General features: G+C 40.2%; 12 protein-coding genes. 5 read left to right on the top strand and 7 right to left on the bottom strand.

Going from position 1 to position 12,582, the window contains the following annotated elements; translation table 11 throughout:
- Positions 1-150: 150 nt before the first annotated feature.
- From A3I5_RS0102810 to A3I5_RS0102795, 4 genes are all read right to left on the bottom strand, one after another.
- Entirely contained in the window at positions 151-1,242 is a 1,092-nt protein-coding gene (locus tag A3I5_RS0102810) for a glycerol dehydrogenase (RefSeq protein ID WP_018373109.1), read from the bottom strand.
- A 379-nt stretch (positions 1,243-1,621) separates the two neighbouring features.
- Positions 1,622-2,290, bottom strand: coding sequence for a fructose-6-phosphate aldolase (locus A3I5_RS0102805; protein WP_018373108.1), 669 nt, complete (start codon positions 2,288-2,290; stop codon positions 1,622-1,624).
- Between the two features lie 20 nt (positions 2,291-2,310).
- Positions 2,311-4,767, bottom strand: a complete 2,457-nt coding sequence (locus tag A3I5_RS0102800; protein ID WP_018373107.1) for a glycyl radical protein — start codon at positions 4,765-4,767, stop codon at positions 2,311-2,313.
- 109 nt (positions 4,768-4,876) lie between these two features.
- A complete protein-coding gene (locus A3I5_RS0102795; RefSeq protein ID WP_018373106.1) occupies positions 4,877-5,620 on the bottom strand; it encodes a DeoR/GlpR family DNA-binding transcription regulator in 744 nt (247 codons plus the stop codon).
- A gap of 125 nt (positions 5,621-5,745) precedes the next feature.
- Here A3I5_RS0102795 and A3I5_RS0102790 point away from each other — a divergent pair, with 125 nt between their 5' ends.
- The 5 genes from A3I5_RS0102790 to A3I5_RS0102770 all read left to right on the top strand — a co-directional run bounded on the left by A3I5_RS0102790 (position 5,746) and on the right by A3I5_RS0102770 (position 9,862).
- The gene (locus tag A3I5_RS0102790) at positions 5,746-6,525 is read left to right on the top strand and encodes a glycyl-radical enzyme activating protein (protein ID WP_018373105.1); all 780 of its coding nucleotides are present in this window, start codon (positions 5,746-5,748) and stop codon (positions 6,523-6,525) included.
- A gap of 14 nt (positions 6,526-6,539) precedes the next feature.
- Positions 6,540-7,511, top strand: coding sequence for a sugar-binding transcriptional regulator (locus tag A3I5_RS0102785; protein WP_018373104.1), 972 nt, complete (start codon positions 6,540-6,542; stop codon positions 7,509-7,511).
- A gap of 353 nt (positions 7,512-7,864) precedes the next feature.
- Positions 7,865-8,191 carry a PTS lactose/cellobiose transporter subunit IIA gene (locus A3I5_RS0102780; RefSeq protein WP_018373103.1) on the top strand — a complete coding sequence of 109 codons (327 nt, stop codon included), beginning with the start codon at positions 7,865-7,867 and terminating at the stop codon, positions 8,189-8,191.
- Between the two features lie 16 nt (positions 8,192-8,207).
- Positions 8,208-8,537, top strand: a complete 330-nt coding sequence (locus A3I5_RS0102775) for a PTS sugar transporter subunit IIB (RefSeq protein ID WP_018373102.1) — start codon at positions 8,208-8,210, stop codon at positions 8,535-8,537.
- Complete coding sequence (locus A3I5_RS0102770; protein ID WP_026216891.1) at positions 8,537-9,862, top strand: PTS sugar transporter subunit IIC; 1,326 nt, start codon at positions 8,537-8,539, stop codon at positions 9,860-9,862. Before A3I5_RS0102775 ends, A3I5_RS0102770 begins: the two co-directional genes overlap by 1 nt.
- A 166-nt stretch (positions 9,863-10,028) precedes the next feature.
- Here the strand turns inward: A3I5_RS0102770 and A3I5_RS0102765 are convergent, their stop codons facing one another.
- From A3I5_RS0102765 to liaF, 3 genes are read right to left on the bottom strand one after another with little or no spacing between them, the layout of a single operon-like run.
- On the bottom strand, positions 10,029-10,667 hold the full coding sequence (locus A3I5_RS0102765) for a response regulator transcription factor (RefSeq protein WP_018373100.1): 639 nt from the start codon (positions 10,665-10,667) through the stop codon (positions 10,029-10,031).
- Positions 10,654-11,664, bottom strand: a complete 1,011-nt coding sequence (locus A3I5_RS0102760) for an envelope stress sensor histidine kinase LiaS (RefSeq protein ID WP_018373099.1) — start codon at positions 11,662-11,664, stop codon at positions 10,654-10,656. The genes A3I5_RS0102765 and A3I5_RS0102760 overlap by 14 nt, the downstream gene beginning before the upstream one ends.
- Positions 11,661-12,362 (bottom strand): cell wall-active antibiotics response protein LiaF, encoded by a 702-nt coding sequence (gene liaF / locus A3I5_RS0102755; protein WP_018373098.1) that lies wholly within the window; start codon positions 12,360-12,362, stop codon positions 11,661-11,663. Before liaF ends, A3I5_RS0102760 begins: the two co-directional genes overlap by 4 nt.
- Between the last annotated feature and the right edge of the window lie 220 nt (positions 12,363-12,582).

Genomic DNA, 12,582 nt, shown 5'->3' with positions numbered 1-12,582 from the left:
GTTGTCAAACGTTACCGAACTCGTTTTAAAATCAGTATTCACGCTATCTTAAAGACTATTGTCGCTGGTCATCACTAACTTTTCTTAGAAGACGACTAGTAGCCACCCAAAAGTTGTTTGGATGCTCGCTTAAGTTAATAATACAGGACATTAGCCTAGCTGTCTGACAAATTGATCAACAGCTAATAGGGCATTAGCGACATCATCTGCTGTGAAATCCTGAGCCATTTGGTGAATAGTCTCACCCTCAACAGTTGCTTGGCGACCAACCTTTAACAACTCCTCATAAGAAACATCTTGAAGGTGCAACTCAGCAAGAGTAGTCGGCATGCCGATTTCTTGGTAAAATTTCACGTATTTTTCAATTTCTTCGGCAGGTCTGTTTTCTAAAAATAGTTGGGCAAGGGTACCGTAAGCAACTTTTTCTCCATGAGTCAGGTGATGAATGTCCCCAGATAAAGCTGTGAAGCCATTGTGAATCGCATGAGCTCCAGCCAAACCTGCACTTTCAAAACCTAAACCACTTAACAAAGTATTGGCTTCAATGATATTTTCTAAAGCGGGTGTGACTACTTTTGCTCTACAGGCTGCTAGGGCTTTTAAACCATCAGAAAACAAGGTCTCTTCACAAGCTTGAGCAATAGCTAATCCAGCCAAGGTCTGGTGACCTCCTGCCATTGTCTCGCCGTGGTTTTGAAGAACTGCTCGAGCTTCAACCCATGTCGCTAACCCATCTGCAATGCCTGAAGCAAGCAGACGCTCCGGCGCCTGACTAATGACTTGTGTGTCAACCAAGACTAATTCTGGATTTTTGGTATAAAAAAGATATTTTTCAAAAACGCCCTCGTCAGTATATATGACTGATAAGGCTGATGTCGGCGCATCTGTTGATGCAATTGTAGGCGCAATAATCACAGGAATTTTAGTTAAATCTGCAATAGCCTTGGCGCTGTCTATCGTTTTTCCGCCACCTAGTCCAATAATGACATCACTTCCATAGTCATTGACAATTGCTGCAATACGCTCAATTTCATTATTGGAGGCTTCTCCCTTAAAAGAAGCGTGGTGGACCAAAAAATCTTCTTGTTCCAGATATTTAACAAAATCCTTTCCGACAATATCATAGACAATATCATCACAGAGCACTAGAGGTTGAACTCCTAAGTTTTTAATGATTTTGCTACATTCAAACAAGACATTCTTTCCTTGAATATAGCGTGATGGACTTGCAAAAATTTTCATGATGAGTGAACTCCTATCGTTATCGTTTAAAATACTTCTTTCCTGTATAAACCTTGAAGAAGTGAACATTACCTATGTGCAGGTATCTTTATCATGTTAATACCATCATTCCGCTTATCTTTCATGACATTATCAACTTATCGTTTCCTAACTTCAGTTATGGCTACGGTTCGTTTCCAACTACCTAAAAGTGAGCTGAAAGACGGTACTTAACTTGTGTTTTTGGGATTTGCTAAGATAGTAAAGAAGCAGATCAACCTAATGAAATTCAGCCTAGATTCCTAGTAATTATATTATTTTGCACTTTCTTCGTTTGTTACTTCTTTCAAGTAATACAGAACTGCTAACTTTCTTTCTGACTGATTTCTTTTCAGGAAATCTAGATATAATCCCGTCCCTGACTAGCTTGCCAATCTGATGCAAAATCACGGACAGCTTTGCTAATGGAAGGATTAGCAAAACCTGCCTCATAAATATCTGCCCCTACTGTCACAGCCTGGGCGCCTGCGGCTAAGGCTTTAGTTACTTGGGATACATTTTTAAAGCTAGCGGCTAATATCTTACTAGAAGAGCCTTGCCTTTCAATCGCAGTCGCTAGTTGGTAAATAACCTCTTCTGCATTCGTATCAAGGTTTTCCATACGATTATAATAAGGAGCTAAATAATCTGCTCCTGCTTCAATAGCCAGAAGCCCTTGAAAAACAGTATAGATAGCAGTTGCAGTAATCTTGTAACCTTCTTTTTTGAGCTCTTTTATAGCTGTCAAGCCTTCGGGGGTGACAGGGACCTTAATATAGAGATTACCTCCTATGCTGTCTTTTAAATTTTTGGCATCGGCTAAGATACCGTCAACATCTGCTGCTACAACTTGAGCATGCAAGCCGACAGCTTCACCAACTATTTTTCTAACTTCTTTGATATGTTCAAAAAAGTCCGTTTTTCCTAATTTTTTGACAATCGTAGGGTTAGAGGTCACTCCTGCTAGCGGCAGAATCGCTGACCACTTCTTTATTTCCTCTAAATTTAAGGTATCAAGCATAAATTCCATGAACTATCCTCTTTTCTAGCTTATAGGGCATGTTCTGTACGAGCAATAATGTCGTCTTGCGTCGCCTTGGACAAAACATTAAAGAAGGCGGAATAACCAGCAACACGGACAATCAGATCACGATGTTTTTCAGGATGTTTCTGAGCATCAATCAAGGTCTCACGAGACACCACATTGTACTGAATGTGATAGCCGTGAAGACGATTGAAGAACGTCCGTAACAGAGCAATCAATTTTTGCTTATCTTCTTCTTTGGCAAGCGTCTGCGGGTTAACTTTCTGATTAAGCAGGACACCGCCTACAATTTCTTCTGTCGGTAATTTAGACACTGACTTCAAGACTGATGTTGGACCATTTTTATCCATATTATGAGATGGCGAACAGCCCTCAGCTAAAGGCGTTCCTGCATGACGTCCATCAGGCGTTGCCAAGGTTCCACGTCCTTGACCGACATTGGCTGAGATAGAGGACGTTCCTGAATAACGAATACCTCCGATTGGACCACGCCCGTACCGCGTATTAGGGTATTTCGCAATCTCATCAACATAAATGTCATAGGCTTCCCGAACTAACTGATCCGCATAGTCATCATCATTACCGTACTTAGGTGCATCGTTGATTAGCATTTGGCGGATCTCTTCCCCACGTTCACCTGCAAAATCAGACTGCAAAGCTTCCCATAGCTCTTGCGTGGTCAAGCGTTTGTCTTCAAAAACTAATTTTTTAATAGCTGCTAGTGAATCTGACAGATTGGCAATACCGACCTGTAAGCCAGAAATGTAGTCATAAATAGCTCCGCCTTCTTTCAAGTGCTTTCCTCGACCAATACAATCGTCTGTTAGAGCTGAACAAAGGATATCTGGCACTTCGCGTTCTAAACTAATATCAATTGCATTTTCAACAATGACACTCATGCGGGTCAAATAACGAAGACTCTTCTCCCAAGCTTTTTGCAAATCCTCAAAGGACTTCATTTCTGTAAAATGTCCATAAGCAGGCGTGAAGCGTTTCCCAGAAGCAGGGTCAATACCATCATTCATCGTAATCAATAGAACTTTAGGGAAGTTCATATAACTCATTCCTGTACAACGATAGCCCCATTTACCTGGCACCGCAGTCTCGACACAACCAATCGCAGAATAATCGTAAGCATCTTCTTCCAAAACACCTTTGGTGATAAAGGATGGAATAATGACCTCGTCATTGTTGAAAGCAGGCATTCCAAAGCCAAGTTTCATCACCTCAATGGCTTCATTCATAAAATCTTTGTCAAGTCCAGCATGATAGCGGACAGTCAAGTTAGGTTGTGGCAAGTGCGTTTGGGCTACTGATTTAAGAACCAAGTAGGAAAGCGGATTGACCGCGTCCTTTTTATCACGCGTTTGACCCCCGATGGTGACATTTTGATAAAGCGGACTACCTGCAGAAGAGAAGGTGTGAGATTGGCTACGAACCTTATTAATCGTAATCGTCTTAATCCAGAGATTGGTTAAGCGTTCTACAATGGATTCTTCCGTCTCACGACCAGCTTCTAAATCTGCTTTGACATAGGGATACATGTATTGGTCAAAACGGCCGTAAGACAAGGAATGCCCATTGGATTCAATTTGTAGGATACATTGGATAAACCAGACAGATTGCACAGCTTCAGCAAAGGTTCGAGCTGGATAGTAAGGCACGCGCGCACAAATATCTGCAATTTGCAATAATTCTTTTTGCCGCTTCATAGGGGCCTTTTGAGCCATTTCCTTTGCTAAACGGACAAAACGCTCAGCGTAGATTTTAACAGCTTCGATAGTAATTAAGACAGAATCATAAAAATGATATTTATCAATACTTGCGGGATCTATTAAATCAAGACTAGCCTTTGCTTGTCGCGCCCTTTCCTCAAATCCAATGAGACCTTCTTCGAGCAATTTCTGATAGTTAACAGCCAAATGGGCATCGCCAGAGTTCATCTTCCCTTCCATGCCAAAGAAGCCTGTTTCCATATAAACTTGAACTTCATCTGGAAGCATGACACCAGCACGTGAGCGCAAATTATTATTTTCCCAAAATGGGGCAATTTCGCGGAGCTGGCGCTTAGTTTCCTCAGTGATATAGAAAACGTCACCGTCTCGTTTTTCAAATAAATCTAGCTCATTAAGGACAAACTCCAAGGTATATTCAGGGAAAATCGGCGCATCCTTATCGCTGGATGCTTGGTTCCCAACGATCATAGTCTCATCATCAATATAAAGAGACATCTTCTCTAAAATATTTTTGAGCATGTAGGCGCGTTTTAGCACATTCGGTTTTTCTTGATGCTCCTGGTAGCTTTCTGTTGCCAAGATAGCTCGCTCAGCATCAATGTAAGGTTTCTTGTCTAAAACACGGTCACGATAAGCGTACATCCGCTCTGTCAAATAACCAAAATGCCTTTGAGACTTGGTTTGCACATCGTTAGTATAGTGTTGGGTCAAGCGTTGACTGGTCATGATAGTCTCCTTTTGTTTGCAACTTTTTTTGTTTCGTTCGAAATTATTATACTACCGATTTTTAGAAAAAGCAAGCAAGTATATCAAAAAAACTGAGATTTTCTCTCAGTCATACTAATTCTAAGACTAAATTGGACGCGCTTAAATGATTTTTCATCTCCTCTGATAAGCTTTGGTCTGTAATGATGCGCGATACCTGATCCAAAGTAAACTGTCTAACCGTGCCTTGATTTGAAAACTTGCTGGCATCGGTTAAAATGATAAGCTCATTACTCGCTTCACGCATGTAGCGAACAACTTCCGAGCGCATCAAATCCTTACTGGTAAATCCAGATTCGATAGTATAGCCGTCCGTTCCAACAAAAGCCTTGTCAACATGAAAAAGATGAATCATCTCCTTGAGCAGTGGACCTACAGTTACCTGTGCTTCCTTTTGATAATCGCCTCCCAAAAGAATGATTTGGCAATTGTCATACTCCTGCAAATAGGAGGCAATAAAATAAGAATTGGTAATAATCTTTATATTCTTCTTGGTTTTACAAAGCTCTTCTGCTAGTAACACACACGTAGAGCCGGATTCGATCATAACTGTTTCATAATCATCGACAAGCTGGGCTGCCTGTTGGGCAATCCTTTTTTTGATATTGTAATGGATGGTCAAACGTAAGTTTAAGTCATCATCACTATTTCGTACCGCAAACCCATGCTCTCTGTGAAGCAATCCTTTTTCTTCGAGCTTATCTAAATCTTTTCGTATCGTCACCTTCGACACCCCTAATTGCTCAGAAAGGGTATTGACATCAATTCTTTGATAAGTTGAAACCAACTGGATAATTTCGTCTAATCTGTTCATTTTTCACCTCTCTTTTATTATATCATATTATTTCCCAAGTTCAAAATAGATTTAATTTCGTTCGTAATTGACAAAGTTTCGTTTAGATAGTAAAATTAGGATGTATCAAAAAGGAGAGCGACTATATGAGACAAGAAAAAGGGATCGTCTTTAATATTCAACATTTCAGTATTCACGATGGACCGGGTATTAGAACAACTGTTTTTTTGAAAGGGTGTCCTTTGCGGTGCCCATGGTGTAGTAATCCAGAATCTCAAAAAGCTAGCATTGAAACCATGCAGGACGCCACCAATCCGAATTTAGAAACACTCGTTGGCGAGGTTAAAACTGTTGATGAGATTATGGACGAGGTCTTAAAAGATTGGGATTTTTATGAAGAATCCGGCGGAGGGATGACCCTTTCTGGTGGTGAAATTTTTGCCCAATTTGATTTTGCGCTAGCACTGCTTAAAAGAGCTAAGGAGCTTGGTCTTCACACCGCTATCGAAACAACGGCTTTTGCAAAACATGAACAATTCGTTACTTTGATTGAGTACGTCGACTTTATTTATACCGATTTGAAGCATTACAACAGTCTCAAGCATAAAAGAGTCACTCACGTTAAAAATGAGCAAATTATCCAAAATATCCATTATGCTTTTAAAACTGGTAAAGAGATTGTCTTACGGATTCCAGTTATCCCCAATTTTAATAATTCCTTGGAGGATGCGAGAGCTTTTTCTGAATTATTTGACGAACTGGATATTCGTCAAGTTCAGTTGCTGCCCTTTCATCAATTTGGAGAGAATAAATATAAACTTTTAGGCCGAACTTATGAAATGGCTGATGAACAAGCGCTTCATCCTGAGGATCTCCTTGACTATCAGGCCATTTTCCAAGAAAAGAATATTCATTGTTACTTTTAATGGTAAGGAGTCTTATGCTAAACGAATCTCAAAGGGTGTTAGCTAAAGTGGCTTATTTATATTATATAGAAAATAAAACGCAAAGTGAGATCGCCCTAGAACTTAACATCCATCGCAGTACTGTCAGTAGAATGCTGGAAAAATCCAAAAAAGAGGGCATTGTTGAGATAACGATCAATAACTATAATCCTGAAACATTTGCGCTTGAAGAATACTGTAAAGAGAAATACCACCTTAAGCGAATCGAAATTGTTTCTAATTCATACTATCCTACTGATAAGGCATTGGCTGAAGCCATCTCCAAACGCGCCTCAGCAGTTATTCGCAATGTTATTTCAGATGGCGACATCGTGGGATTATCGTGGGGTGCTTCCGTTAGTAAAGCCATTGATGCTATCAAACCCAGACAATCAAAAGATCTCCTCTTTTGCCCCTTAGCTGGAAGTCCGAGCCACATTAACACCCGTTATCATGTTAATACCTTGATTTATAAACTAGCGCGTAAATTTCACGGAGAAACTAAATATATCAATGTCACTGCGATACAGCCAAATACTCACATGGCTAAGGATATTTTAAAAACGGAAGAATTTAAAACCCTGCAATTTTTATGGAACTCCTTAGATGTGGCCATTATCGGGATAGGCTCAGATAGCTTCGAAACTGCCAGTCAATGGAGGGATCAGCTATCAATGTACGATAGACAGATTCTGATAGCTGCTAATGCTGTCGGAGATATCTGCTGTCGCTTCTTTGACCAAAAAGGTAGAGTCATCTATCCCGAACTGCAAAAAAGAACAATTGGGCTCAGCTTGGACCAACTATTTTACGTTCCAAATGTTATAGCGATAGCTTATGGTGCACATAAAGTTGCTGCTATCCAATCCGCGCTGAATCAGAAAAGACTTGACTACCTTATCACCGATAAAAAAACGATGCTAGATATCCTACGTCTTGAAAACGACAATTTTTATCCCCAAATATAACGTTCTGATTTGAAATTCCCTTGACATAGAATCTCATGAAAATATGCTTTAGCTAGCAATCTTTATCCAACAAAACTGTAATCAGAACGAGAATTCAGTAAGGCAAGATAACAAGATTTTTGACAAGTGTAACACTGTTTCAAATTAAATATTTCATCTAAAAGAGCTGGTTAGACAGGCACAAGACTTGTCTGACCAGCTCTTTTTTAGCATTTATTTGTTTCATTTTGCACAAATGTGCAAGAATCTATCGCAACTGAGAGTTCTATTGACAGTGTGATGAAGCTGTGATAATTTTTAATTACTAAAAAAACTTTTAAAGTTTCGTTCAAAACTAAAAAGGAGGTTTCCAAATGGAAATGATTGTAGCCGATCAATTGATCATGGGGCTGATTTTAAATGCGGGTGATGCTAAGCAGCATGCGTATTTAGCACTGCAAAAAGCAAAGGAGGGCTTATTCGATGAGACATCTAGTGAGCTAGAGCTTGCTGACCAAGCGCTCTTAGAAGCGCACAATCTTCAAACATCCTATCTTGCTCAAGAAGCAAATGGACATAAGCAAGACATTACAGGCTTATTCGTTCACTCTCAAGATCATCTCATGACCACTATTACTGAAATCAATCTTATCAGAGAAATCATTGAGCTGAGAAAAGAAGTTTGTCAAAAACATATTTAAAAAAGGAGAAACGATAATGGTTAAAATTGGATTATTTTGCGCAGCTGGATTTTCAACAGGTATGCTGGTTAACAATATTGAACTTGCAGCAGAAGAACAAGGGCTATCTATTACTATTGAAGCTCATGGCCAACCTAAATTAAAAGATCTTGTCACTCACTACGATGTTGTTTTGCTCGGACCGCAAATTGCTTATACCTTCTCTCAATCCGAAGCGATCTGTAAAGAACATCATGTTCCTATTGCCGTTATTCCTATGAGCGATTACGGCATGTTAGATGGTCATAAGGTTCTTAATCTAGCCATGAAACTTTACCAAGATAGCCAAGTAGCGGAGGGCGCATGATGAATCAAGAAAAGTTACAAAAGTGGATTATTCCTATTACCCGATTTGTTAATATGAAAGGTGTCATTGCTCTTAAAGATGGGATGCTCGCTATCTTACCTTTAACGGTTGTTGGCAGTATTTTTCTCATTATTGGACAATTGCCTTTTGAAAACCTCAACAGTACTATTGCCAGTGTCTTTGGAGCAGAATGGACTGAACCTTTTATGCAGGTTTATGCGGGGACTTTTGCCATTATGGGGTTAGTCTCCTGCTTCTCAATTGGTTATTCCTATGCTAAAAATAGTCAGGTTGAACCTCTCCCATCAGGTGTACTGTCTTTATCTGCATTTTTTATCACTCTGAAATCATCCTATGTTCCTGATGTTGGTGAACCAATTAGCGATGCCATTAGTAAAGTATGGTTCGGGGGACAAGGTATCATCGGAGCGATTATTATAGGGCTGAGCGTCGGTGCTATCTACTCCTACTTTATTCAGAGAAGATTCATTATTAAAATGCCAAAGCAGGTTCCTGCTGTCATTGCCAAACAATTCGAAGCGATGGTTCCAGCCTTTGTCATCTTCTTATTAGCTATGCTAATTTATATCATCTCTAAAGCCTTGACAAATGGTGGCACCTTTATTGAGCTGATCTATAACGTTATTCAAACACCGCTACAAGGCTTAACAAGTTCCCTTCCTGGAGCAATCGGTATCGCCTTTTTTATCTCTTTATTATGGTGGTTCGGTGTCCATGGACAGTCAGTTGTCAATGGTATCGTCACAGCTCTGTTACTCTCTAATCTTGATGCCAATAAAGCATTGTTAGCTAGTGGCGAGCTGAGTGTCTCAAATGGGGCACATATTGTCACCCAGCAGTTTTTAGACAGTTTTTTAATTCTATCTGGTTCTGGCATTACATTTGGAATTGTTATTGCCATGCTCCTCTCAGCGAAGTCACAACAATACAAGGCACTAGGAAAAGTCGCTCTTCTGCCAACTATTTTTAATGTTAATGAACCTATTGTTTTCGGGCTTCCAATCGTTATGAACCCTGTTATGTTTATCCCATTTGTACTGGTTCCTGTTCTGTCAGCTATCATTGTTTATTTAGCGATTGCAGTAGGCTTTATGGCTCCATTTTCAGGCATTATCCTTCCTTGGAGCACACCGGCTATCATTTCAGGATTTATGGTTGGGGGTTGGCAGGGAGCACTGATCCAAATCATTATTTTATCACTCTCGACAGCTGTCTATTTTCCATTTTTCAAAATCCAAGATAACATTGCCTATAGAAATGAAATCGCCCAAACGGCTGATGTTATGAACGGAACAAATTCGTAAATCATAAAAAAGTGACACACAACTTTGGCTGAGCAACTCATCTTAGAGTCTCAAGCATTGTTTGTGTGCCACTTTTTTAGTTTACAAAAATCAATATCTAACGAAACAAGGAAACCTTAGGTAAATTGAGTCCAGCATGGTCAACTCATGTGATTTTTGACAAGTGCTAATTATCATCTTCTACAAGGCCGTGCTCAAAGGCATAGACAACTGCTTGAGTCCGATCAGAAACATCCAGTTTAGCCAGAATATTGGACACATGGGTCTTGACAGTTTTGAGGGAGATAAAGCTTTCATCAGCAATCCGTTGATTGTCATAGCCTTTGGACAGAAGGGCCAGGATATCGCGTTCGCGAGCAGTCAGTTGCTGATGCAAGGGAGCGTTGACGTTGATGTCTTGGACTTTCTTGTCAACCTCTGTCTCAATAGCAACTTCTCCGACTGCTACTTTACGAATGGCATTTAGAATTTCATCCGCACTGGAAGTCTTGAGCATATAGCCTTTAGCCCCTGCTTCTAAGACGGGGTAAATTTTGGCATTATCCAAATAAGAGGTCAAAACCAAGATCTTCGCTTCTGGCCATTCTTTCAAAATAGCCAGCGTCGCTTCACTTCCAGTCATCTCAGGCATGACCAAGTCCATGATAATGACATCTGGTTTTAATTCTAAGGCCTTTTCAACACCAATACGACCATTATCTGCCTCAGCAATCACTTCAACATCGCTTTGCATATCCAGATAACTTTTCAAACCTAATCGAACCATCTGGTGATCATCAACCAAAATAACTTTAATCGTGTTCATTGTCTCTCCTCCTCATAATTGGAATTCGTATATCCATGGCTACACCCTTGCGGGGAGCTGTTGTTACTCTCACTGTACCAGCCATATCAGCCACGCGCTCTCTGATATTCTTCAAGCCATAGCTAACTTCACCAATTTCCTGCGGGTCATATCCAATCCCGTCATCGGTCATCCGTAGTTGCAGTTCATGGTCATTTTGAAAAAGATAGACAGCTAAGTTTTTGGCTTGAGCATGGCGCAGAGTATTGTTGATAAATTCTTGGGCAATTCGAAAAATGTGAGCTTCCATATTTTTCGGAATCGTAATATCATCGTGGTTAAAAATGACTTTAACATCGCTCTTATCCTTAACTTCTTGGAGAATGAGGTGAAAGCCATCTACCAGCGTTCTGCCTTCAAGCTCAAGCGGCCTCAAATGCAAGAGTAAAATTCGCAACTCTTTTTGGGCCGAGTCTAGAATACCACTGACCGTTTGTAATTGCTGTCCAATTTGTTCCTTTTGCAGAGCGGGCAGCTGACCTGAGAGGCCTGAGAGAATCATACTTGCTGCAAAGAGTTCTTGACTGACTGTATCGTGCAGGTCACGAGCCACACGCTTTCTTTCTTCTTCAACGATGGTTTCCCTACTTTCAAGTTCTCCATTTTCAATCTGTTGTAAACTGGTTGTCACTTCGTTCATCTTGTTAGACAAACGCTGGAGAATCAAGCTATACTCGTCATCTGCTTGTTTGCGCAAGGGCTGATTATTCAAAATCCGTTTGAGCTGACGATTGAGCTGATAACGCGTATTCAGGGTTGCGATTTGAAGCAAAACGAGAACAACCATGGATAAAGAAAGGCCAAAGAGTCCGATGATCAATCCAAATCGCGACAAGAAGAAAGGATTGTCTGCATAGCTCAGCAAATCTATCTGAAAAAGTGACGTCACAGTCGTTGCAATCATAAAGACAATCACCACTGAGTAGACGAATATCAGTAAAACTTGTGATTTTCTCATTGGCGACTTACCTCAATATCACCAAAAAGCGTGTTGCAAACAATCTTGACTTTCTTTTGAGCGTTTAAAAAATCATGGCTCTGGAATTTGACAGATTCATTTCGTAAATCTGTTCCGACTAAGTCTAAAAACTCCAAATGGCCATAAACGGCAGAGGTCGTCAAATCAACTTCCACCCCAACAGGAACAACGATCCGTGTTGTGCCAAAGGTCTTTCGAATGAGAATGACATTATCCATACCAGCCAATGCAACTTCTGTCAAATCAATCACATCGTTTCCAAAAACACGGACAATATTGACATCATCAAAGGGGTAAACCGTACTTTCGCTAAAGTAATCCTGATTACCAAACCACTGCATGCGTTCACGTTTAACGCGTCTCGGAGCTTGGTCGATCTGGATAAACTGATAATTTTCCCTTTTTTGCATGCGAGAAAAGGAGTTGATCATCATGTAAATGACTCCCAAAATAATCGCCAAGATGACATAGGGATTAGCCATAATGGTAAAAAAGAGCAAGAGGGCTGCACTGGTCAGTACAAGATTGCCCGAATCATTCCCAAGATAAAAGCGAATCCCTAAGATGAGTAAGAAGAGAAGTAGGACAAAGCGCGGAAAATCTGTCGACATAATGTCCAGCAAGGCCATCGCTAGCAAAATCGCTTCAATGGTCAAAAAAAGTTGTATTTTTTTCATAATCAGTCCCTATATTCTAGTATTCTTATTTTACCAAAAAATACATATTTTGAATCCGTCTAGGGGTGGAATTTCTACCCAAAGGCTTAAAAAGGGAAGGACGGTGGTTTCTTATGGTGAAGTAGCAACATCAGATATTGATCTTGACAGAGTAATACTCGTTTTTGAGAGTCAAAAAAAGTTAGACAGTCGCTTTTGATACGATTTGTCTAACTTTTAT

This window comes from Streptococcus merionis DSM 19192 (assembly GCF_000380085.1).
In the GTDB taxonomy this organism is placed as follows: Bacteria; Bacillota; Bacilli; order Lactobacillales; family Streptococcaceae; genus Streptococcus; species Streptococcus merionis.
The sequence above is the reverse complement of the archived record's forward strand: the minus strand, read 5'-3'. Positions and strand labels throughout refer to the sequence as shown.